This window comes from Nonomuraea sp. NBC_00507, from assembly GCF_036013525.1.
Classification (GTDB): Bacteria; Actinomycetota; Actinomycetes; order Streptosporangiales; family Streptosporangiaceae; genus Nonomuraea.
Map to the genome: position 1 here is coordinate 2255245 of NZ_CP107853.1, position 22158 is coordinate 2277402.

17 protein-coding genes and 1 pseudogene are annotated in these 22158 nt (G+C 69.7%); 8 read left to right on the forward strand and 10 right to left on the reverse strand.

The genetic code is table 11. From position 1 onward, the window contains the following. Window positions 1-29 precede the first annotated feature (29 nt). Genes zwf through OHA25_RS11490 form a run of 3 tightly spaced genes read left to right on the forward strand, consistent with a single transcriptional unit; the run spans window position 30 to window position 4573 of the window. The gene (gene zwf, locus OHA25_RS11480; RefSeq protein WP_327587551.1) at window positions 30-1433 is read left to right on the forward strand and encodes a glucose-6-phosphate dehydrogenase; all 1404 of its coding nucleotides are present in this window, start codon (window positions 30-32) and stop codon (window positions 1431-1433) included. A 6-nt stretch (window positions 1434-1439) separates the two neighbouring features. Beyond that, window positions 1440-2213 carry a beta-phosphoglucomutase family hydrolase gene (locus OHA25_RS11485; protein WP_327587552.1) on the forward strand — a complete coding sequence of 258 codons (774 nt, stop codon included), beginning with the start codon at window positions 1440-1442 and terminating at the stop codon, window positions 2211-2213. Continuing rightward, window positions 2210-4573, forward strand: a complete 2364-nt coding sequence (locus OHA25_RS11490; RefSeq protein ID WP_327587553.1) for a glycoside hydrolase family 65 protein — start codon at window positions 2210-2212, stop codon at window positions 4571-4573. The genes OHA25_RS11485 and OHA25_RS11490 overlap by 4 nt, the downstream gene beginning before the upstream one ends. 16 nt (window positions 4574-4589) lie before the next feature. Here OHA25_RS11490 and OHA25_RS11495 read toward each other — a convergent pair whose 3' ends face one another. The 3 genes from OHA25_RS11495 to OHA25_RS11505 form a co-directional block, all read right to left on the reverse strand. Then, on the reverse strand, window positions 4590-4760 hold the full coding sequence (locus OHA25_RS11495; protein ID WP_327587554.1) for a hypothetical protein: 171 nt from the start codon (window positions 4758-4760) through the stop codon (window positions 4590-4592). Between the two features lie 116 nt (window positions 4761-4876). After that, window positions 4877-6364, reverse strand: coding sequence for a carboxylesterase/lipase family protein (locus tag OHA25_RS11500; RefSeq protein ID WP_327587555.1), 1488 nt, complete (start codon window positions 6362-6364; stop codon window positions 4877-4879). Then, the gene (locus OHA25_RS11505; RefSeq protein ID WP_327587556.1) at window positions 6361-7293 is read right to left on the reverse strand and encodes an MBL fold metallo-hydrolase; all 933 of its coding nucleotides are present in this window, start codon (window positions 7291-7293) and stop codon (window positions 6361-6363) included. Before OHA25_RS11505 ends, OHA25_RS11500 begins: the two co-directional genes overlap by 4 nt. 190 nt (window positions 7294-7483) lie before the next feature. On the opposite strand from OHA25_RS11505, the gene OHA25_RS11510 reads away from it, so the two are divergent. Beyond that, window positions 7484-10213 (forward strand): helix-turn-helix transcriptional regulator, encoded by a 2730-nt coding sequence (locus OHA25_RS11510; protein WP_327587557.1) that lies wholly within the window; start codon window positions 7484-7486, stop codon window positions 10211-10213. On the opposite strand, the gene OHA25_RS11515 is transcribed toward OHA25_RS11510, so the two are convergent. Together OHA25_RS11515 and OHA25_RS11520 are read right to left on the reverse strand one after the other, a co-directional pair. Continuing rightward, window positions 10155-11885 carry an FUSC family protein gene (locus tag OHA25_RS11515; RefSeq protein WP_327587558.1) on the reverse strand — a complete coding sequence of 577 codons (1731 nt, stop codon included), beginning with the start codon at window positions 11883-11885 and terminating at the stop codon, window positions 10155-10157. The genes OHA25_RS11510 and OHA25_RS11515 overlap by 59 nt on opposite strands. Before the next feature lie 190 nt (window positions 11886-12075). Continuing rightward, window positions 12076-12585, reverse strand: a complete 510-nt coding sequence (locus OHA25_RS11520) for a hypothetical protein (RefSeq protein ID WP_327587559.1) — start codon at window positions 12583-12585, stop codon at window positions 12076-12078. A gap of 190 nt (window positions 12586-12775) precedes the next feature. Here OHA25_RS11520 and OHA25_RS11525 point away from each other — a divergent pair, with 190 nt between their 5' ends. Further along, a complete protein-coding gene (locus OHA25_RS11525; RefSeq protein ID WP_327587560.1) occupies window positions 12776-13153 on the forward strand; it encodes a GbsR/MarR family transcriptional regulator in 378 nt (125 codons plus the stop codon). Next, the gene (locus OHA25_RS11530; protein WP_327587561.1) at window positions 13150-14304 is read left to right on the forward strand and encodes an FAD-dependent monooxygenase; all 1155 of its coding nucleotides are present in this window, start codon (window positions 13150-13152) and stop codon (window positions 14302-14304) included. The genes OHA25_RS11525 and OHA25_RS11530 overlap by 4 nt, the downstream gene beginning before the upstream one ends. A gap of 196 nt (window positions 14305-14500) precedes the next feature. On the opposite strand, the gene OHA25_RS11535 is transcribed toward OHA25_RS11530, so the two are convergent. Beyond that, window positions 14501-15166, reverse strand: coding sequence for a DUF305 domain-containing protein (locus tag OHA25_RS11535; protein ID WP_327587562.1), 666 nt, complete (start codon window positions 15164-15166; stop codon window positions 14501-14503). 250 nt (window positions 15167-15416) lie between these two features. Here OHA25_RS11535 and OHA25_RS11540 point away from each other — a divergent pair, with 250 nt between their 5' ends. Beyond that, window positions 15417-17378 carry an ATP-binding protein gene (locus tag OHA25_RS11540; RefSeq protein WP_327587563.1) on the forward strand — a complete coding sequence of 654 codons (1962 nt, stop codon included), beginning with the start codon at window positions 15417-15419 and terminating at the stop codon, window positions 17376-17378. A gap of 755 nt (window positions 17379-18133) precedes the next feature. Further along, window positions 18134-18316: pseudogene (locus tag OHA25_RS11545) on the forward strand (tyrosine-type recombinase/integrase); the annotation flags it as partial. A 102-nt stretch (window positions 18317-18418) separates the two neighbouring features. Here the strand turns inward: OHA25_RS11545 and OHA25_RS11550 are convergent. From OHA25_RS11550 to OHA25_RS11565, 4 genes are read right to left on the reverse strand one after another with little or no spacing between them, the layout of a single operon-like run. Beyond that, complete coding sequence (locus OHA25_RS11550; RefSeq protein ID WP_327587564.1) at window positions 18419-18796, reverse strand: helix-turn-helix domain-containing protein; 378 nt, start codon at window positions 18794-18796, stop codon at window positions 18419-18421. Beyond that, complete coding sequence (locus OHA25_RS11555; RefSeq protein ID WP_327587565.1) at window positions 18793-18966, reverse strand: hypothetical protein; 174 nt, start codon at window positions 18964-18966, stop codon at window positions 18793-18795. The genes OHA25_RS11550 and OHA25_RS11555 overlap by 4 nt, the downstream gene beginning before the upstream one ends. A gap of 57 nt (window positions 18967-19023) precedes the next feature. Further along, window positions 19024-19200 (reverse strand): hypothetical protein, encoded by a 177-nt coding sequence (locus tag OHA25_RS11560; RefSeq protein ID WP_327587566.1) that lies wholly within the window; start codon window positions 19198-19200, stop codon window positions 19024-19026. A gap of 22 nt (window positions 19201-19222) precedes the next feature. Further along, on the reverse strand, window positions 19223-21862 hold the full coding sequence (locus tag OHA25_RS11565; RefSeq protein WP_327587567.1) for a TOTE conflict system archaeo-eukaryotic primase domain-containing protein: 2640 nt from the start codon (window positions 21860-21862) through the stop codon (window positions 19223-19225). Window positions 21863-22158: the final 296 nt, after the last annotated feature.

Below are 22158 nucleotides of genomic sequence, written 5' to 3' on the forward strand. Positions count from 1 at the left end.
CGCGGCGCAGCGCAGGGGTTGGGGGGCCCGTGGACACGAACGCACAGCAGGGGCAGACCCTTGTGGTCTATGGCATCGCCGGCGACCTCGCCAAGAAGAAGCTCATTCCGGCCTTGTACCGCTTGACCGCCCGTGGCGTGCTGGACGTGCCGGTCATCGGCGTGGACCGCGGCGACCTCAACCCGGCCTGGCTCCGGCGACACGTCCACGACAGCGTCGCGGCCGCATGCGGCGACGTGGACGAGGGTGTGTGCGGCTCGCTCACCGAGAAGCTAGGTCTGGTGACCGGCGATGTGACAGAGCCCGCCATATTCGCCGAGCTAGGACGGAAGATGGGGGACGCCGCATTCGGCGTGCATTACCTCGCCGTGCCGCCGTCTCTGTTCACGGCCATCGCTCAAGGGCTGGGAACTGCGGGATTGAACACCCGAGGCCGCCTCGTGGTGGAGAAGCCCTTCGGCGCCGACCTCGCCTCCGCCGGGCGGCTCAACGCGGAGCTGCACCGATACTTTCCCGAGGACCGGCTGCTGCGTGTCGACCACTTCCTCGGCAAGGAGGCCGTCGAGAATCTCATGGTGTTCCGCTTCGCCAACGGACTCTTCGAGCCCGTGTGGAACCGGTCCCACGTCGCCGCGGTGCGGATCACCTTGGCCGAGGCGTTCGACGTCGCCGACCGTGGGGCGTTCTACGACGCGGTCGGCGCCGTGCGTGACGTGGTGCAGAACCATCTGATCCAGGTGCTGGCCTACCTGGCCATGGACGCGCCGGCGGACGGCAGCACCGAGGCGGAGCGTGACGAGAAGCTCCGGCTGTTGCGCGCGGTCCGGACCGTGGACCCGGGCGACGTCGTGCGCGGCCAATACACGGGCTACCTCGACACGCCGGGGGTGGCCGCCGGGTCGACCACCGAGACCTACGTCGCGCTGCGGCTGTGGATCGACAACTGGCGCTGGGCGGACGTCCCGTTCGTCATCACGGCGGGCAAGGCGCTCGCGGTGACCGCCACCCGGATCGACGTCGAGCTCCGCCGCCCGCCACGGATGCTTTTCCTGCCCACCCAAGCCGCGCGTCCACAGCCGAACATCGTGCGGTTCCGGCTGGATCCCGACCCGGGCGTCGAGCTCAACCTGCTGGCCAAGGAACCGGGCGAGACCAACGCCACCCGGGAGGTGCCCCTGTCGGTCAGCTTCGCCACCGCGCTCGGTCAGCCCGAAAGCGCCTACGAGCGGATCCTGACCGATGCGCTCGCCGGGGAGCTGCGTCACTTCGCCCGCCAGGACACCGTCGAAGAGGCCTGGCGCATCGTCGATCCCGTCCTCGACAAGACCGCGCCGGAGCCGTACGAGCCGGGGACCTGGGGCCCGCCCGGCGCCGACCGGCTCGTCGGAAGGCCCACCAGCGAGCTCGGCGGCCAGGCCGGGAAGCCGGGGTGAGCACGCATGGGCACATCGACGCTCGGGCTGCCTGAGGAAGTGCGCGGATGTCTGTTCGACATGGACGGCGTGCTGACGCGCACCGCGACAGTGCACGCGAAGGCATGGAAGTCGATGTTCGATGAGTTCCTGCGGAAGTGGGCCGAGCGGACGGGGAGCCCCTTCGTGCCGTTCGACCCGGTTACCGACTACGACCGGTACGTCGACGGGAAGAAGCGGCAGGACGGGGCGAGAAGCTTCCTGACGGCGCGGGGCATCACCCTTCCGGAGGGGTCGCCTGACGATCCGCAGGATGCGATGACCGTGTACGGGTTGAGCAACCGGAAGAACGCCCTCGTCCAGGAGGTCATCGACCGGGACGGCGTGGAGGCGTTCCCCGGCTCAGTCCGTTATGTGCTGGCCGTACGAGATGCGGGGTTGCGCACGGCGGTGGTGTCATCGAGCGCCAACACCGCGCGGGTTCTGTCGGCTGCCGGGCTCGACGGGTATTTTCAGGCGCGGATCGACGGTGTGGTGGCCCAGGAACGGCGGCTGGCGGGCAAGCCGGCCCCGGACATGTACCTGGCGGGGGCCGAGGCGCTGGGGCTGCCGCCTGCGCAGGCGGCGGTGTTCGAGGACGCGCTGGCGGGGGTGGCGGCCGGTCACGCGGGCCGGTTCGCCTGCGTCGTCGGCGTCGACCGGAGCGGGCAGGCCGACGCGTTGCGCCGGCACGGCGCCGACATCGTGGTCTCCGACCTCGCCGAGCTGCTGGATGCGCGTGGACGGGGAGGCGGCTCATGATCCGGCATCCCGCGTTCGCGGTGGAGCCGTGGTCGGTGCGGGAGTGCCGGCTCGACCTGGACGTGCTGGCGCAGACCGAGTCGGTGTTCGCGCTGTCCAACGGGCACATCGGCCTGCGCGGCAACCTCGAGGAGGGCGAGCCCTGCGGGGAGCCCGGCACCTACCTCAACGGGTTCTACGAGCTGAGGCCCCTGCCGTACGCCGAGGCGGGTTACGGCTATCCCGAGTCGGGGCAGACGTGCGTGAACGTCACCAACGGCAAACTGATCCGGCTCCTGGTCGACGACGAGCCGTTCGACGTGCGATACGGCACGCTGCACGAACACGAGCGCGTCCTGGACCTGCGCGCCGGGACCCTGACCCGCAGGGCCGACTGGAGCTCGCCCACAGGCGGCCGGATCCGGGTCTCCTCCACACGGCTGGTCTCCTTCACCCACCGCGCGGTGGCCGCGATCCGGTACGAGGTCGAGGCCGTCGATGAGGCGCGGCACGTGGTCGTGCAGTCCGAGCTGGTCGCCAACGAGACCCAGCAGTACCTGGGGGGCGATCCGCGCGAGGCCGCCCCCTTGGCGTCGCCGTTGGTCCTGGAGGAGAACATCGCCGCCAAAGAAGGCGTCGCGATCATGGTCCACCACACCCGGGCCAGCGACCTGCGGGTGGCCGCCGCCATGTGTCACGAGCTCGACGGGCCGGAGGGCACGCGGATCGAGGCGCAGGGCGCGGGCGACGTCAGCCGGGTGACCGTCGCCGCACGCCTCGTCCCCGGCCGCCCGTTGCGGCTGGTCAAGCTCTTCTCCTACGGCTGGTCGGGCAGACGTTCCCGGCCCGCCATGCACGATCAGGTCGTCGCGGCGCTGGCGGCCGCGCGGCTGGACGGCTGGGACGGGCTGTGCGCCGACCAGCGGCGCTTCCTCGACGACTTCTGGGAAGGTGCGGACGTGGAGGTCGAGGGCGACGCCGAGGTGCAGCAGGCCGTCCGTTTCGGGCTGTTCCACCTGCTGCAGTCGGCCGCGCGGCTGGAGGACCGCGCCATCCCCGCCAAGGGGCTGACCGGCACGGGCTACGACGGGCATGCGTTCTGGGACACCGAGACCTTCGTGCTGCCCGTGCTCACCCACACGTATCCGCGGGCCGCGGCGGATGCGTTGTCGTGGCGGAAGTCGACCCTGCCGATGGCCGAGGCGCGGGCCGCGCAACTGGGGCTGTCCGGGGCGGCCTTCCCCTGGCGGACCATCAACGGCCAGGAGTGTTCCGGCTACTGGCCCGCCGGCACCGCGGCGTTCCATGTCAACGCCGACATCGCGTACGCGGTCACGGCGTGTGTCGATGCCACCGGCGATACGGCGTTCGAGCGGGACACCGGCCTGCCCCTGCTGGTGGAGACGGCGCGGCTGTGGCTCGCCCTGGGCCATTCTGATGCCGATGGGCGATACCACATCGACGGCGTGACCGGGCCCGACGAGTACAGCGCCGTCGCCGACGACAACGTCTACACCAACCTGATGGCCCAGCAGAACCTGTGGCAGGCAGCCGACGTCGCCGCCCGCCACCCCGGCCGGGCGGCGCAGCTCGGGGTGACCCCGGAGGAGATCACGACGTGGCGTGAGGCGGCGGACGCGATGGTCGTCCCCTATGACGAGCGGCTCGGCGTGCACTCCCAGAGCGAAGGGTTCACGCGGCATGGACTCTGGGATTTCGCCGCCACCAAGCCCGAGCATTATCCGCTGATGCTCCATTTCCCCTATTTCGACCTCTACCGCCGCCAGGTGGTCAAGCAGGCCGACCTGGTTCTGGCGATGCACCTGCGCGGGGACGCGTTCACACCCGAGGAGAAGGCCCGCAACTTCGCCTACTACGAGGCACTGACGGTGCGCGACTCATCGCTGTCGGCCTGCACCCAGGCCGTGATCGCCGCAGAGGTGGGACACCTGGAGCTCGCCTACCGCTACCTCGGCGAGGCGGCCATGATGGACCTGGCGGACCTGGAGAAGAACACCGTCGACGGTGTCCACATGGCCGCGCTGGCCGGGGCGTGGATCGCCCTGGTGGCGGGATTCGGCGGGATGCGCGCCGGCCAGGGCCGGATATGCTGCGCTCCCAGGCTGCCGTCGCACCTCCAACGGCTGGCCTTCCGGCTGCGTTACCGCGACAGCCTGCTAGGTGTCAGCATCACGCGGGAGACCACGAGCTACCGGCTGATGCAGGGCCCGCCGATCGCCTTGACACACCACGGCGAGCAGATCCAGCTCCGAGCCGGGTCCGTCACCCGGCCCAACCCGCCGACTCCGGCGCCGAAGAACCATATCGACCAGCCATCCGGCCGCGAACCCGCCATCCGGGGAAATGACACACCGGGCTGACGCTGTGGTCCGCGGCTCAGGCCGATTCCGCGGCCTCCCCGACTTCCTGCAGGATGACGAAGCGGTGCTGGCTGGCCAGGAAGTGGCCGACGGCGACGATGCCCACGATGGGCCATTCCACGATCTCCAATACTCCCAGTGCGATGAGAGCCACGTAGAAGGCGAGGTGCTCGGGCTTGACGACCATGGTTCCGCTCCTTCGAACGATCCGTCGCTGCTCGCTTGCCCTCTACGGATCCGGTAAACGGCCGCGAGGTTAAGGTCAGGGAAGAGCGCGGCAAAGGTGTGGGCCGCTCGCCACTCCTACGGCCACGCCTGGAGCTCCTCGCCGTGCGGGTCGTCCACCAGGCTCCGTTCACCGCCGATGCGCATGGTGGCCCGCCGGCCGGAGTCGTAGCGGTCCCAGCCGGGATCGCCGGTCGTGGCGAAGGCGACCCAGGCCGCGTGCATCCAGCCGGCCAGGTCGGCCGGCGGCTCGTCAGTGCCGAGCAGGGCCTGGGGGCCGCGCAGCCGGGGCAGGTCGGTGACGTCGAAGACGAACGGCACCTCCACGGCGTGGGTGGCGCCCAGCTCACCGCCCAGGGCGTCCGAGCGCCAGGCGAACGAGTAGCGGTAGGTCGCGGCGGCCGTCCCCGCGTGCGCGTCGGCCAGGCGCCGGCTTCCCACGCCGAACAGGGCGTCGCCCATGATGGCCGAGCGAAGCTCCCCGAAGGACGCCTGCGGGCGGGACTTGCGGTAGATCTCGACGAGGCGGTCGGGCTCGGGGTGCGAGCGGGCCGCCGCGGCGTCCACGTCCGCCGCCGTCGCGGTGGACAGGCTCCCGAACGGCGCCAGGTAGAGGTTGCCCTCCTCCGTGTTGGTGCCCACCAGCAGGTCCACGCCCGCGCCCCGGCCTGCGGCAACGGCCTCGGCCGGCTGCCGGCCGAGCACGACGCTCATCGGGCTGAGCCCGATGAGCGGGTCACTGTGGGTCTCGGTCCGCAGGTCGATGCCCGACAGCTCGGGCATGACCTCGACGAGCCGCTGGTCGGGGATGCCGGCGAAGGCGTCGGCGTGCGGCTCGATCCCCAGGGCGTGGGCCGCGGCGCGGGTCACGCGGGCGGCCTGCTCCGGTGTGAAGGCGCCCAGGCCGCTGCCGCTCTGCGTGATCGCGCGCCGGAACAGCCCCTCGGCCTCGGGCGCGGTCAGCACCGCGCCGACGATCGTGGCGCCCGCCGACTGGCCGAACAGCGTGACGTGGTCCGGGTCGCCGCCGAACGCCGCGATGTTCTCCCGTACCCAGCGCAGGGCGGCGATCACGTCGAGCAGGCCTCGGTTGGCGGGCGCCCCGGGCAGGTGGAGGAAGCCCGCGATGCCCAGCCGGTAGTTCAGCGTCACCAGGACCACCCCGTCGCGGGCGAAGGCGGCTCCGTCGTAGATCTCCGACCGGGTGGAACCCGCCACGAACCCGCCGCCGTGCACGAACACCATCACGGGCAACCGCGCGCCACCGGCTCCCGGTGTCCACACGTTGACGGTCAGGAAGTCCTCGCCGGGGATCCAGCCAGGCCCGAAGTACGGGGTCATGTCCACGCTGCCGAGCCTGCGTTCGGCCTGGGGCGCGGTGGGCCCCGGCCTGGTGGCGTCCCGTACGCCGTCCCAAGGGGGGTGCGGCCTCGGGGCGGCGAATCGGGCGGCGCCGGTCGGCGGGGCGGCGTACGGGATGTTCAGGAAAACGGTCGTCCCGTCGCGGCGCAGGCCGCGCACGGCGCCCTGCGCGGTGACGACGGTGGCGTCCGCGTGGTGGTTCATCGAGCGCCCTCCCCGGTCTCGGAGTGCGGTGCGAACGGCGCCCAGTCCTTGATGGCGAACCCGCTCCCTTCGCGGATCACCTCGGCGGCCCCCTGCCCGCCCAGATGCGCGGGAACGACCAGGGCGCCCTGGTCGGCGGCCCAGCCGAGCACCTTGCGGCGGGTGGCGCGCGCCTCGGCCGGGTCCTCGCAGAAGCAGCTGTTGGCGTCCGGCTCCACGAACTGCACGGGGCTGTGCAGCATGTCGCCGACGAACACCGCGCGGTCCGTACCCGACTCGAGGGTGACCACCGAGGACCCTGGCGTGTGCCCGGGCGCGAGGTCCAGGCGCAGATTGGAGTCGATCGTGTACGAGTCCTCCCACAGCGTGGTCAGGCCCGCCTCGTGGACAGGGGCGACGCTGTCCTCGAACACGTTCTGGTTGCCCCGGCCGAGCAGCGGCTTGTGCTCGTTCGCCGGGTTCCAGAAGTCGAAGTCGGCCCTGGAGATGAGGTAGGTGGCGTTGGGGAAGGTCGGTACCCAGGTGCGGCCGTCCAGGTAGGTGTTCCAGCCGACGTGGTCCACGTGGAGGTGGGTGTTCACCACGATGTCCACGTCCTCGGGCCGTACGCCGGCGCGGGCCAGGTTGTCCAGGAAACCGGTGTTGAGGCGGCTCCAGACCCGCGAGTAGGGCCGCTCCTTATGGTTGCCGACCCCGGTGTCGATGAGGATGTTCCTGCCCTCGCTGCGGAGCAGCCAGGTCTGGATCGCGGAGTTGACGATCCGCGTGTCGGGGTCCACGAACTGCGGCTCCAGCCAGGAGGAGTGCTCCTCCCATATCCGTGGCGAGCTGTCCGGGAAGAACGTCTCGGGCGTCATCTCGACGGGCCCGTAGTACTCCCAGACCCGCGTGACCATGACATCACCCAGAGTGACTTGATTGGCAGACATGAGCATTCCTTGATCAAGATGAGGGCGGTGAGATCCGCCGCCCGTCCATCGTGCGCCGCCGCCCGAGGCCGGCGGTATGCGTCAGGTGACTGCATCCGCCGCGGCGGCCACGCGCTGCTACCGTGGCGGAAAGGGGACACGGACCTGCGACGACGCTGCGGGGCGTGTAGAGCTGATCTCTGGAGGGCCTGTGGACGAGCGGGCACCCTTCCGCGTCGCCGCGGAACGCGAGGCGATCATCGGACGGGACGCCGAGATCGAGCAGCTCACCGCGCTGGTGGCGGACGCGTCCGGCGGCGGCCAGGTGCTGCTCCTGTCCGCAGCCGCAGGGATGGGCAAGAGCACCCTGCTGGAGCACACGGTCCGCCGCGCCGAGGAGGCAGGCCGCCGGGTGCTGCGGGCGAGCGGTCGCGAGTCCGAGACAGACCTGGCCTTCGCGGGCCTGCACCAGCTTCTGCGGCCCGTGCTGGACGAGGCGGCCGGCCTGCCGGACCGGCAGCGCCGGGCGCTGCTTGGGGCCTTCGGGTTCGTGCCCGACGCCCCCGATCCGCTGCTGACGGGGGTCGCGGTCCTGACTCTGCTGTCCCAGGCGGCCGAACGGACGCCCCTCATGGTCGTGCTCGACGACGCCCAGTGGATCGACTCCGTCTCCGCCGAGGTCCTCGCCTTCGCCGCCCGGCGGCTGGACGACGACCCCATCGCCCTCCTGGCCGCCGTACGCGACGACGGCGAGCGGGGCTTCGAGCGGGGGTTCCCGACGCTCGTGCTGCCCCCGCTCGACCGCGCGGCGTCGCGGCGGCTGCTCGACCTGCGCGCGCCCGGCCTGACGAGCAGGGCCGGGGAACGCGTGCTCGAGCAGGCCGCGGGGAACCCGCTGGCCCTGCTCGAACTGGCCGCGCACGCTTCGCTCGACCCCGACGACCACGGTCCGCTGCCGGTCGGCGAGCGGCTGGCGGTCGGCTACGCCGCCCGGCTGGCGGAGCTGCCTGAGTCCGGCAGACGCGCCCTGCTGCTCCTGGCCGCCGCCGACGTGGAGGATCCGCCCGACGCCGTGCTGGCGCTGCTGCCCGAGGCCGGCGACAAAGCCTGGCTCGCCGTCGAAGAGTCGGGGCTGATCCGCCGGGCCGGCAGGCACGTACGGTTCCGCCACCCGCTGGTGCGCTCCGCGATCTACCACGCCGCGCTGTTCGACGCCCGCATGGAGGCCCACCGCGCGCTGGCCGGCGCCCTGCGCGACGAACCGGACCGCCGCGCCTGGCATCTCGCCGCCGCCACCCTCCACCCGGACGCGGAGGTGTCGGCTGCCCTGGAGCAGACGGCGGACAGGGCACGCAGACGAGGCGGCTACGCGGCGGCCGCCAAGGCGCTGGCCAGGGCGGCCGAGTTGCGTCCCGGGCGCGACGACGGCGCCCGGCTGCTTGCGGACGCGGCCGGGCTGGCCGTCTTCACCGCAGACCTGCCCTGGGTGGAGAAGCTGGCCGGCCAGGTCCGCGCCCGTACCGACGACCCCGCCGTGCTTGCCGCCGCCTCACTGCACGTCGGCCGGCTGGCAGCGCTGACCAGGCAGCACGCCACCATCTTCGCCGGCCTGGCCACGATCGCCGGCGACCTGGCGGTCACGCACCCGGCCATCGCGCTGGACGCGCTCGCCGCCACGGCCGTGCTGCGCTTCTACTCGGGCGAGGAGTCCGAGCGGCGGGAGATCGACCGGCTTCTGCCGCTCCTGCCCGCCGGCCCGGTGCGGGAGTGGGCGCGGATCGTGTCGGACCCGTTCGGCGGCGGACGTGACCTGGCGCCCCGGCTACCGGGCCTCATCGCCGCTGCCGGGGGCCGCCCCGAACGGTTGACCGCGCTCGCCGTCGCGGCCTGGGTGCTGGACGAGACCCCGCTGGCCGTACGCACGTTCGACGAGGCCGTACAGTCGTGGCGCACCACGGGGCCGCTCCCCGACGGGCTCGGGGGCGGCGTCGCGCTGGCCTACTTCGAGTACGGCCGCTGGGACCAGGCCCGCGCGGTGTGCGCCGAACTCACAGCGCTGCCGGCCGCGGCCCGGCTTGACCACGCCGTCGCCTGCGCGCACGCCATCGAGGCCATGATCGTGGCCTCCCAGGGCGATGCGGCGGGCGCCCGCGCGCTCGCCGACGAGGCGCTGCGCCTGGTGGACCCGCTGGAGAGCCGATCGGTCGCCGTGTACGCACACCGCGCCCTGACCGCCGCCGCCATGGTCGAAGGCGACTACGAGGCCGCCTACGAGCACGCGCGGACGGTCTTCGGCCCGAACGGCGACCCCGTCCACTACCACGCCTCCTACCCGGCCCTACCGGAGCTCGCCGAGTCCGCCGCGCGCAGCGGCCACCACGCCGAGACGATCGAGATCGTCGAGCGCTCGGCCCGTGCTCTCGCCCAGGGCGGCTCGCCCCGCCTGCGAGCCCTGGTCCACCGCAGCCGTGCGCTGCTCGCCGACCCCGAGCACGCCGAGCCCGGCTTCCTGGCCGCCCTGGAAGACCCCGCGCTGGAACGCTGGCCGTTCGAACGCGCACAGACACTGCTGGCGTACGCGGAATGGCTGCGCCGCCGCCGCCGGATCGCCGAGGCGCGGCCGTTCCTCACCGCGGCGTACGACACCTTCCGCCGGCTGGGCGCGCGGCCGTGGACGGAACGCGCGCAGGCCGAGCTGCGGGCGGCCGGCCTGGACGTCGACCTGGCCGACCCTGGAGCCTTCGCCGGGCTCTCCCCGCAACAACAGCAGATCGTCCGGCTCGCCGCCCGCGGGCTGACCAACCGTGAGATCGGCGAACGGCTCTTCCTGTCGCCGCGCACCGTCGGCTCCCACCTCTACCGCACCTTCCCCAAGCTGGGCGTCACCGCCCGCTCCCAACTGCGTGACCTGCTGGAGACGACGGCCTGCACGACCGACTAGGGTGCCGGGCGCCTGATCCATGCCTCGCCGGGAGCCCCGCCAGCTCGGCCGTCGCCTCGTCCAGGCGGTCCAGGTGAAAGTGCCCGCGATGCGCCCCCGACGTACCGTCGCCGCCCCACCGGGGGTCGGCGGCGATCCGCGCCAGCGTGCGGCGGCCGTCGTGGCAGGGGATCACAGGCCACGCGCCCGCTTCCACCAGGTGGATCACCCGGTCGAGGTTGGCCCGGATGCGCTCGGAGGCGTGGTCCGCGCACGCCGCCTCGCCCGTTTCGCCGGTCACGGCGGCGAGGCTGCGGGCGTGGTACGCGCACGACTCCAGCAGCGTGAGCAGGTGGCGGGCGTGGGCACGGCGTGCGCGGCGCGGGTTCAGCGGATGGGTCAGCGGGCGCAGGGAGCCGCGCAGCTCCTCCAGAGCCCGGTCCAGCTCAATGGCGTCGAGCAGCGCGCCCCTTTCCGGCACCCGCGTACGCCGGAGGGCCCGCAGCACCTTGAGCAGCCGCTCACCACTCGCCCGGCGCACGGTCGTGGGCAGGACGAGCGCCCCCGCGAGCACCCCGCAGAGCGCACCGAAGGCGGTCTCCCGGACCCGCAGCGCGAGGAGCTCGGCCGAGAACGTGCCCAGCAGGACGAACGCCATGGCGATCAGGCAGGTGATGAAGAACGTCACCACCCAGTACGCGTGCGGCGCGGTGCGGAAGACGCCGAAGACGCAGACCAGCGACAGACCGAGGGCCAGTGGGACGTCGCCACCGGCCACGGCCGCGAACGACAGCCCGCACGCCACACCCAGAACGGTGCCCAGCAGCCGCTGGAAGCCCTGGAGCAGGATCTCTCCGGAGCTCTCGGTGTTGACGAAGACGACCCACGCGGTGAGCACGGCCCAGTACCAGCGCTCTGAGGACGACAACTCCCCGCCCACGACGGCGATCGCCGCCGCCGCGGAGACCTGGAAGGCCTGCCGCGTCGTGACGCGCCTGAGCCCGCCGCCCGTACGACCCGCGGGGCCACCGTCCACGGCACGATACGAGCCGTCGGCGATCGGCCGAAGCCCGGCCGTGGCCCCCATCAGCTCGCCGATCGCGTGGTGGACATCCACGAGCGCGGTGGGAGCCGGGCTCAGGTAAGTGCGGAAGGCGCGCCGCAGCAGCCGCAGCGTCCTGGCGGGGCTGGTCCGCAGCAGGCCGAAGCCCACCAGGGCGTCAGCGGCGAAGCCGATGCCGACGGCGGCGTACAAATTGGGTAGCCAGCCCACCCGCGCGTCGAGGAACTGGGTCAGGAAGTACGCCATGAAGGCGAAAATTCCGAGCGCCTGTCCCCGTGGACCGTATCGGCGGACGTACACCGACCAGAAGATCAACAGGACGAAGAAGGCCTCGGCCGCCACGGAGTAGGGCGCGAGAGCGCTGCCCGCGAGCAGGACCGCGGACACTAGCGGAACGGCCGCGACGACCACGAAGACCTGGTCACGCGCGAGGCTGTGGCCGCCGGCCAGTGCCACGGTGAAAGGAGCGAAGCAGCCGGCGACGAGGAACGCGGCAGGCATGTCCATGAGGGCCAGGAGAGCCAGAGTGAGGGCGATGCCAGCGACGGCCCTGAGCGCGCTCGTGGTGCGGAGGAGCCCGGGATCGCCGGCCGTGAGGCGATCCCATGCCCGCCAGAGTGGAATGCCCATCGGTTTCCTCGTGATCGCCCGGTTCTCAGGCCATCATGCGGACGGGCGGCTCGGCCGAGGTATCGGACGAATGACTGCACTTCACGACTCAAGGGCTCAGCGCTCGTCCATGACCCGGCCGTACAGCGCGGTGGCGTCCTCGGTGAGCGCCATGGTCATCCCCGCCTCCGGGAAGGCGGGGGGTATCTGGTCACTCCGGGATCAGGCCGGCAGCGGTGAATCGCTTGATCAGACTGGGTTTGCCCTGGTGTCGTTCCCGGAGGTGGGTGAAGCGTTGGGCGAAGGTGCCGGCGTGGTCGTCACGGATGGCCAGGGCCTGCAGATCGCGGAGGAGATCGACGGCCTGGTCGTACTCGCGTGGCTTCCTGGTGTCAGTGAAGGACTCCACCCGTGCCCATGCTGCTTCGAGATCTTGGGCGAGCTTATTCAGGTGAAGTTCCCGGGCCTGGCGTTGCGTTTGTTGCCGACGGGTCTGTTCTTCCGCGTGCCGGGCTGTCTCCTGTTGCTCGCGGGTGTGGCGGCGGGTGGCGGCGGTGTCCAGCAGTTCGGCGACTGTCCGGCCTGTTTCCACGTGGTCGGCGGTGTTGCCGCTGAATTCGCGTAGGAGTTCCCAGCGGACCCGTGTGGCGTCGTCCTCGGTCACTCGCAGCAGCAGCGCGTTCTTGCGTTCGGCGGCCAGACTGCCGATCCAGGTGCCCATTGCCACGGACAAAGGTCTTGTCGGGCTCGGTCATGGCTTCTCCTCACACGCAGTCTCCCGTTCCAATGATCGATCAGCCCATCCGCGCGTGTGGCCACGCTGTCATAGAACAGATCGCCCAACTTGGCCTTGTCCCCGGCGAACAACGCCACAACGACCTTCCCACGCCCCGAACGAGGCATACGGGCGGGTGCTGGGCTGGCTGATGGTCTGCGATCCGCCCGAGCAGTCCGCCGGGCAGATCAGTGCCGCTATCGGCGCCAGCCGGGCGTCGCTGACCTCGAACCTGCGACTGCTGACGAGCATGGGGTTCCTGACCTGGCGAACGCGGCCGGGTGAGCGCACCGTCTACTACGGGATGGCCGAGGATGCCTGGGCGGTCGTAGTGCGCCGGCAGATCGCCTCGATCGCTTCGTTCATGGACATCACCCGCGACGGCCTGGACTTGGTCGGCTCGGACGATGAGCGGGCCGCACGCGTCCGCCAAGCGCACGTCACCTTCGAGTGGATGGCCAAGGTGTTCGGCAACGCACCGCCCCTCCAGCCCGACGATCAGGAGAAGCCATGACAAAACAAGCCATCGTGGTTGGCGGCGGCATCGGTGGACTGGCCGCGGCACTGGCATTACACCGGATCGGCTGGCAGGCCACGGTGCTGGAGCGAGCGGCCGAGCTTGGCGAGATCGGCGCCGGCATGTCCCAGGCCCCGAACGCCATGCGGGCGCTGGCCGAACTCGGCGTGGAGCAGCAGGCCCGATCGGCTGGGGTGCCCACCCATGCCTCTGGCAACCTGCGCACGCCGGAAGGCCGCTACCTGCAGCGAGCACGGCCCGGCGACGCGACCGCCATGCTGGCCTTTCACCGCGCCGACCTGCACCAGGTGCTGCTGGAGGCGGTACCCGACGGCTGGGTTCGTACGGGCGCCGAGGTCATCGCCGTAAGGCAGGACGCAGAGACCGTAACGGTGAAGTGCGGCGGCACTGAGCTGAGCGCGGAACTGGTCATCGCCGCCGACGGGATCCGCAGCACCGTGCGCGGGCAACTGTGGCCGGACGCGCCACCGCCGCGCTTCCTGGGCCGCACCGCCTGGCTGGGCATCGCCGAGGTTCCCGGTCTGCCCGGCAGCATCACGCTCGGCCCGGGCGGCTATTTCCTTATCCATCCGGTCGGGCGTGGCCGCGCGTACTGGGCCTACGTCACCACCGCCGACGCTGCGAGCATCCGCTATGAGCAGGAGAAGGCCGAGATCGCCCGCCGGATCGGAGACTGGCACGACCCGATCCCGGCGTTGATCGAGGCCACCGCTCCTCCTTCGGTCATCCACATCGACATCCACGACCTCGACCCGCTGCCGACCTACGTCAACGGCCGGGTCGTCCTGCTCGGCGATGCCGCGCACGCCATGAGCCCCGACCGCGGCCAAGGCGCCGGACAGTCGATAGAGGACGCCGTCGTACTCGCCGCCGCGCTCGCCGGCGAGCCGACCATCGAGGCCTCGCTGCGCCGCTACGACGCCGAGCGCCGCCCCCGTACCCAGGCCACCGCCCGCGGCGCCCGCAAGGACGGCGGCCGGACCACCTCCAAGGCCGCCCACCGGGTGATGGCGACCATGATCCGGCTGATACCCGCGCCCTTGTGGCGCAAGGGCATCGCCGCCGATGGCAACGCCACCTGGCGGTGGCGGCCGCCGCGTCTGCCTTCGCCGACCACGCGCCGCTGAGCCGCTCCTTCGTGAGGTACGTCCACGAGTAAGGCGGAGACCCGCTGGTCCGGTTCACCTGGGAAGTTCTCGAAGGCTGCCCGCTTACGCGGCGCAGGCCTGCGTGTGTCGTCCGATCCCAGGCCGCACGAGTGCGCCCGTGACCACAAAAACCGGCACGGGACACCCGGTGTTCAGCGGCACCTTCACGAGGCCATTACCCGGAGGGGCGGCCCCACATGGGACAGGACATGCCTGAGCCACCGAACCAGTCGGCCAGGTACTGCCGCATCTGCAGCATCTCGGCATGCTGGGCATCGCCCACCTGGTCGGCGAAGGCGGCGACCTCGGCGTGCGGGACGCTCCCGTGCATGAGCAGATGTTCCGACATCATGACGGCCATCATGTGGTGAGGAATCATGTCCTGCAGAAACGCCTCATCCAGCCCGTCGCCCGACAGCTTGGACAGATCGCGCATCATCGGCCGGTAGTCACTCGCCGGTGGACGCCCGGGATACCACGTGGCCAGCCATGCCTTCATCGTGACGATCTCAGCGGTTTGCGTCCTGACGATCGACGCGCCCAGCGTACGCATCTCGGCCCGACCGGAGCGCTGAAGCTGCCGAGCCGCCTCCACCGCCTCCTGATGGTGGGCCACCATGTGGGTCAGGTAGTCGGCCTCGTCGCCGGCGTTTACCGCGGGCATCCGGCTGATCGGCCCCGACATGCTCCAATTCGAGGCGGTCTGCTGCCCTACCGCGGCCTGCCGCGGCAGGGACTCACCGATGGCCGCGACCGCGACGCCGGCTCCTCCACTGACCGCCAGCGCCGCCCCGGCCACAATCCCCACCCATACCGAGCGGTTCATCTCGGCCTCCAGCATTCTTGCTGCTCTCATCCCCCTACCCGGTAGCTCACCGTGTTGGCACGAACGTCCGGGCGCTGCGGAGGATCTGGGAAGTCCGCCGCATCAAAGGTGCGCAGACACGTGATGATCGCGAGCATCGCCGCTCGGACTTGGCGAGGATGTCACATGCCTGATCAATTAAGATTGTTTACTCGGACGGAAGGTTGCGTTGACCCGTATGCCTGGGGAGAAGAGTCAGAGTTCCGGATCGCTGGAGCGGCGTCTGATGGCGGCGAGGGAGCGGTCTTTCGTCGGGCGTCAGGAGGAACTCGCCGTCTTCGAGGCCGCCTTGCGTACCGGTGGGCGGGTGTTGTTCGTGCACGGTCCGGGCGGTGTCGGGAAGTCGGCGTTGCTGCGCCGGTTCGCGCAGGAGGCGTTGGTGGCCGGATGGTCGGTCACGATGCTGGACGGGCGCACTTTGGGGCCTTCTCCGGTGGCTTTGGAGGCCGAGGCCGGTCCGGCGTTCGCCGATGAGCGGGTGGTGTTGCTCATCGACACCTTCGAACATCTGCAGAGTCTGGAGGGTTGGCTGCGGGAGCGTTTCCTGCCCCGTCTGCCGGTCGGTGCGCTGGTCGTCGTGGCCGGGCGGTTCCCGCCGGACCTGACCTGGCAGGCCGACCCTGACTGGAGCGATACGTTGCGGGTCATGCCGCTGCGTGACCTGGCGCTTGAGGATGCTGCGGCGTTGCTGGCGGCCCGTGGGGTGGGCGATGGTCAGCGGGAGTCGCTGCTGGCTTTTGCGGGCGGGCATCCGCTGGCGCTGTCTTTGGGGGCGGCGGTGGCGAGTAAGGATGAGAAGGCCAGTTCCCGGTGGACGCCGACTCAGGATGTGGTGGCCACGTTGCTCGATCAGTTGATCGGGGAGGTGCCGAGTGCGGCGCATCGGCATGCGCTGGAGGTGTGCGCGCACACGTACATGACCACGGAGGATCTGCTTCGTGCGGTGCTGCCCGACGATGATGCCGCCTTGTTGTTCGCCTGGTTACGGCGGCTGCCCTTCATCGAGTCGGGCCCGCTCGGTTTGTATCCGCATGACGTCGTGCGGGAGATCCTCGAAACGGACCTGCGCTGGCGTGATCCCCGGGGTCACGCCGACCTGCACCAGCGCATCAACAGCCACCTCATGGCCCAGGTCCGCACGGTTGGCGACGCCGACGTGCTCCGGGTCGTCGGCTCCATGTTCTACCTGCGCCGCCATCGCAGGTCTCTGCCGGGCCGGGACTTCTGGCGGCAGGAGGACGACGTGTACGAGGAGGCCTTCCGGCCCGGGGACACCGAGGCCGTGGTGGGTCTGGTCGCCGACGTCGACGGCGCGGAGTCGGCGGCCGCCATCGCCTTCTGGGCCGCCCGGCAACCGCAGGCGTTCCACCTCTACCGGCATACCGCGACCGGTGAACTGGCCGGCGTCTGCGCCTGGCTTCGCTTGGAGCGGCCCAGCGACGAGGAGGAGGCGGCGGACCCGATCGTCGCCGCCTCCTGGGCCCATGTCCGCGCCGTCGCCCCGCTGCGGCCGGGTGAGCACCTGGGCGTCGGCCGGATCTGGGTACACGGGCGGGACCGGGGCCTGTCGTCGGTGATGGAGTGGCGCGGCGTCGGTCACTCCCTGCGTTCGGAACACATGGCCTGGTCGGTCATGGGCGTGCCCGTCGATGACCCCAGAGCCGACTACTACCGGCGCGACAGCCCGTACGAGCTCGAGCGCCCCTGGTTGGGCGATGCCGAATATGCCCTGTTCGCCCATGACTGGCGGGCGCTGCCCGCCCAGGTGTGGCTGGAGCGGCTGCTGTCGGCCGACACGCCGGCGAACGTCACTCCCGTACGAGAGCCCAAGCTCGCGGTGCTGACACAGGCGGAATTCACCGATGCCGTCCGCAAGGCTCTGCGTCACCTGTCACGGGACTCCGAGTTGGCCGCCAACCCCCTCATCCGCAGCAGGCTGATCGCCGACCACGACGACCCCGTCCAAGCCCTGCGCCGGCTCCTGGAAGAAAGCATTCACAACCTCGGCCGCGACCCGCGCGCCGGCAAGCTCCAGCGCGCCCTGGAAACCACCTACCTGCGCGGCGTCCCCAGCCAGCAAGCCGCCGCCGAACGCCTCGGCCTGCCCTTCACCACCTACCGCCGCCATCTGACCACGGGCATCGAACGCATCTGCGAGAACCTCTGGCACCGCGAACTCCACGGATGAACGAGAGCTGACACCAAGGCGACTGGCGAGGCCGCACAACTTCGGGTGACTCGCTTCATTTCCCGATGCCAGGAACGGCACGGCCGCCGGCCGGATGGGTGGTCCGGATGGTTTGATCCGGTACCCGACGGATCGGGTGTACTGCCCGACGGCTGGCCTGAAGCGGCTACCGTGCCGCTTTAACTGCATGGATGGCTGCACCCGGGCAAGAGCATCGGCGGCGCCACCGTCACTGACCCCGCCATGCTGTCCATCGCCTTACACCTGCGCCAGCAGAACTTCAGCCGTCGCGACATCGACTCCCGGCTCGTCATCACCAAGGGTAAGAAAAGGGCAAGCATCCCTCACCTGCGACTGTCCTGCGCATGCTCCGCGAGCACGACGAGAAGACCGTGGTCGCGGCCACGACCCATGTGGCGGACAGCTCGAACCTGGTGCTCGAAGATCAACGGCACGGCGGACGCTCGGTGGCGTCAACCTGGGGCTGCTCGTTGACGCCGTTACATTCGTCATCTCCCCACCCTGTCTACTTGCTCCGTGGCCGCGCGAAGACAAGTCTGGGGACCCGCAAAGCGTCATCGACCCTGCTGAGGTACGTGGGCTGGTTCAGTTGGCCACTGGTGCCCGCAGGCTCTCTCGATGTGCTTGATTCGCGGTGATCAGCCCATCGAGTGCGTCGCGCGTGCGTGAGGTCGGTGATGTGCTCGGAGAGCTGGCCGCGCTCCTGCGCCATCCGCTCCATCGCGGCGTCCGATCAAGCCGCCTCACCGCTGGCGGCCCGCCCCTACGACCTACGGCACGCGGCCGTGGCGCCGTGGCTCAACGCAGGCGTTCACGCCCCTGAGGTGGCCGAACGAGCAGGACACGGTGTTGATGTGCTCCTGCGCGTCTACGCCAAGTGCATCGACGGCCAACGCGAGGTCGCAAACCAACGCATCCTGGTCGCCCGTTTCCGGGGAGACCGACACCTCCCGAGGGACCCATGGTGTCGATCCGGTGGATCCGTGCTCGCCATCCATCGTGGAGGACGAGCGGACGGATCAGGCTGATCGTCGCTCGGAGGGGGCGTTGCGTAGTTGCGCTAGGTCGAGTTCGATGCGGCGGCCATGGACGGTCACGACGATGCTGGCGCTTTCGGCCCCTGTCGCCGTGAGGTAGTCGAACAGGGTGGACAGCAGCATGTCGCTGCGGTTCTCCAGCCGTGACACCACGGCCTGTCCCACCCCGAGTTTCTTGGCCACCTCAACCTGGGTCATTTGTCCGGCTTTGCGGATCATCGCCAGATTCATGGCATAGGCTCGGTCCATCTCCTCGGCCGCCTCGTGTGCCAGGGCGACGTCGCCGGCGAGTTCGGGATCGGCGAGCAGCCGATCCAGATGCTCATTGCCACGGACGAAAGTCTTGTCGGGCTCGGTCATGGCTTCTCCTCAAATGCGGTCTCCCGTTTCCACTGATCGATCAGCCCATCGGCGCGTGCGGCCACGCCGTCGTAGAACAGATCGCCCAGCTCGGCCTTGTCTCCGGCGAACAACGCCACGACGACCTTCCCGGTGTCTGGCGGGAACCAGCAGATCAATCGCACCGCCACCTCGGGATGATAGGCGTGCGACACCCGCCACAGCTGATGGCGGCGCGACTGGCGAACCTACCGCAGCGTGGCCGTTTCCGCATTCGGAGCGGGCGGTTCGGTCAGATTCCGAAGCTGATCCAAGGCACGGGCTGTGAACACCAAGAGCAATCGCGATCGCCGGTCGCCAGCGCGGGCTTCTTCTTCCAGCCGGTCAAGCCACGCGCCGAATTCGGCTGGCCAGTCGATGTCCACACACTTCAGTATGCCATCAACGTCATATGCCTTTCAAGTCATATCGATTTGGCGGTGCGGCCTGCTCGGCGGCAGCTTGCCAGGCCTGCCAGATCTCCGGGCGGAGCCTGCCTCGGTCAGCGACCTGCAATCCCTGTTCACGGGCCCACGCGCGCACGTGCGAAACCGTTTGCTGCCGGTCGCTCGATTGCGCAGCACATGATGAGGTCTTCGGCGGGAGCGACGGAGCATCGATTGGCGTGGGCATATGGGAGCCGGAAGCCGTGGTGGTGAAGCCGAGACGGGTGAGGGTACGGCGACGCTTGCCGTACATGCGTTCCAGCTGCGGCACCTGCGCATCCAGATAGTCGTGGACCTCGACGTCATGTTTGGCGGAGGCTTCTCGCATGATCCGGCCGACGTGTTGGATCACCTTGCCTTTGAAGGAGATCGGCATCGCGAGGAACAGGGCGTCCAGGCGGGGCAGGTCGAACCCCTCGCCTGCGACCTTGTCGATGGCCACCAGCACCAGCGGTCCTGCCTCGTTATCGACCAGGCGGGTGCGGACGTGGTCGCGTTCGGCGGTGGTGAGCTGGCCGTGTAGGAGAGTGGTGGCCACGCCTAGGTTTTCGAGGGCGGTAGCCAGGCGTTGCAGGTGTTCCATTCTGTTGGTCAGGATCAGGCTGTTTCTGCCTCGCGTCGCCGCCTCCGCGACGTCGGCAGCGATCTGGGCGGTTCGGGTCTCGTCCGCAGCCAGCTCGCTGTAGATGGCTTGGAAGGAGGCTCCGTCGTTTCCGATCTCCTCGGTGCTGAATTCGGTCGAGTGGACGATGAGATGCTGGGCGAACGACACCTCGGCGATGATCTCGTGTCGGATCGGTCCGCATTGCATTGTGATGAGCGCATCCATCTGATCGGCCCGGTAGGGAGTGGCCGATAGCCCGATCCAGCGTTCCACTTCCACCTGGCGGATCGCTGCCTCGGCGGCGGGAGCGCCCACCGCATGGCATTCGTCGACGACGATCATGCCGTACTCGTTCAGCAGCGAAGGGTCGGCGTCGCGGTGGGCCACGGACTGCAGCATGATCACATCGACGACACCGTGCCGCTTGTCTTTCCCCTTGCCCTTGCCGCCCACCTTCGCCTCACCCAGGTCGAGAAACGTCGTCAGCCGTTCCTTCCATTGGTCAAGCAGCTCGGCGCGGTTGACGATGATCGCGGTTGGGACCTGGTGTCGGGCGATCAGCGCGCAGGCCATCACGGTTTTGCCCGCGCCGGGCGGCGCTACCAGGACTCCCATGAGGTGTTTGGTCATCGCAGTGACCGCCTCGGCCTGGACGTTCGTCAACTCGCCGGTGAAACGCGCCGTAATCGGGTCATGGCCCGGCACTGTGGTGGCGATCTCCATGGCGCCACCTGCTGCCGCGATCAGCTGTTCCGCTTCCTCCGCCAGCCCGCGCGGCAGTCGTAGCCAGCCGGGGTCGCTGTCGTCGAAGCAGCGTACGAAGCGTGGGGTGGCGAAGGTGGAGTATCGCATTGACTGCCGCCGGTAGAACTCCGGGTTGTGGAAGGCGGCCAGGTGCTTGAGAGCGGCGATCAGTGGCGCTGGCATGCCCTTGGTCGAGATCGCCAGCATGGCACCAAGTCGCGCGTGCACCTGTTGGGGAGCGACGCCCAGCGCGCCCTTGCGCGGCTTGGCCGGCAGCCTGCCCGTAACCGATGGGCCGGCGTCGATCTGACCGAATCGCTTCACCAGCGCGTCCACCTCAACCGGGCGCAGCCGACGCATGCCCGACAGGAACGCGAACTGATCCTCATACGGTTGCCATGTTCGTGGGTCGCAGAACAATGTCGTGCCCTGCTCGCGGCTGCCACCATGCAACGGCAGCGCGATCAGATTCCCGAACCGGAACCGCGCCACCGCGTTGACAGGCAACGAGTCCTGCGCCGGAAACAGCCGGTCATAGCTGGCCAGCGACATCGTCCCCCGCCGTGCGATCGCCTCCCGCAACAGCCCTATGCCGATCGCACGCGCCGAAGCGGCCAGCACCGGCTCGGTGAAGAACATCCACACGTGAGCGCCAGCGCCCGACCTGGAAATCTCCGCCGCCGCGCAAATACCGGCCTCAGCACAGGCCTCAGCGTAGGCAGCGGCGTCGCCCCGCCAGTCCGCGCCGTCGAAATCGCATGCCAGTAGCTGACAGGTGTCGTCGGGCAGCATCGGATACAGCCCCACGTGGGTGTCACGCCTGTCGGCAGGTCGGCTGAGGTGCGCGATGAGAACCTCATTGGTCAGCGGCAGGAACTCCCGCTCGCCGTCGTCCCGTTTGCGCCAGAATTCCTTCTCGGCTGGGCTCCACCCGTATCTGCTGGACTTGCGGCTGAAGAAGCGGGTCGCGTACACATCGCGGCGACCGACGAACAACGCCTTGAACAAGGCCAGCTTCTCTGACGGAGACGATGACGCGTCCGCATACGGCAAGCCGTCCTGGGGCAGGTCGACGGGCATGGTGGAGACCTGGACAGGATCGATATCGCCGCGCTCGTCGGAGGCGGTGGCTCGCTGCCGGAGAAGCTGCTTGAGTTGGTCGTTCTGCTCACGCAGCTCTGCGATCTCGACCAACGCGGCGTCCAACCGCATCCGTAGCTCGACCGGGTCGTCCCATTCGGCCCACAAGTCCACGGACCTATCCTGCGTGATTCTCGCCACGCAGCCAAGCAGGCACCGAGTGTGACAGTGCCAGCAGGAGCTCTCGCGAGGGGGAGTGCGGTGAGACCTCTCGATCTGCTGCGGAACGCACATTACTCATGTTCGGGTTGTGGATGCTTGTTGAACAAGAATTCGCCTGTAAGCAGATCCGTTAGTAAACACCCTCGGACGAAGATCGCTCCGGGGGTGTTTGGCTGGTAGGGAGCCCGGGGCTAGAACCCGGAACCTACGGATTAAAGGCATCACGCAGCCCAGTCCTTCTACGCGAA

Excerpts from the sequence above, each read along its gene's own strand:
- OHA25_RS11535 (WP_327587562.1), bottom strand. The coding sequence starts at position 15,166 with ATGCTGGAGGCCGAGATGAACCGCTCGGTATGGGTGGGGATTGTGGCC.
- OHA25_RS11500 (WP_327587555.1), bottom strand. The coding sequence starts at position 6,364 with ATGAACCACCACGCGGACGCCACCGTCGTCACCGCGCAGGGCGCCGTG.
- OHA25_RS11540 (WP_327587563.1), top strand. The coding sequence starts at position 15,417 with ATGGCGGCGAGGGAGCGGTCTTTCGTCGGGCGTCAGGAGGAACTCGCC.
- OHA25_RS11515 (WP_327587558.1), bottom strand. The coding sequence starts at position 11,885 with ATGGGCATTCCACTCTGGCGGGCATGGGATCGCCTCACGGCCGGCGAT.
- OHA25_RS11485 (WP_327587552.1), top strand. The coding sequence starts at position 1,440 with ATGGGCACATCGACGCTCGGGCTGCCTGAGGAAGTGCGCGGATGTCTG.
- OHA25_RS11530 (WP_327587561.1), top strand. The coding sequence starts at position 13,150 with ATGACAAAACAAGCCATCGTGGTTGGCGGCGGCATCGGTGGACTGGCC.
- OHA25_RS11505 (WP_327587556.1), bottom strand. The coding sequence starts at position 7,293 with ATGTCTGCCAATCAAGTCACTCTGGGTGATGTCATGGTCACGCGGGTC.
- OHA25_RS11550 (WP_327587564.1), bottom strand. The coding sequence starts at position 18,796 with ATGACCGAGCCCGACAAGACTTTCGTCCGTGGCAATGAGCATCTGGAT.
- OHA25_RS11520 (WP_327587559.1), bottom strand. The coding sequence starts at position 12,585 with ATGGGCACCTGGATCGGCAGTCTGGCCGCCGAACGCAAGAACGCGCTG.
- OHA25_RS11490 (WP_327587553.1), top strand. The coding sequence starts at position 2,210 with ATGATCCGGCATCCCGCGTTCGCGGTGGAGCCGTGGTCGGTGCGGGAG.
- OHA25_RS11495 (WP_327587554.1), bottom strand. The coding sequence starts at position 4,760 with ATGGTCGTCAAGCCCGAGCACCTCGCCTTCTACGTGGCTCTCATCGCA.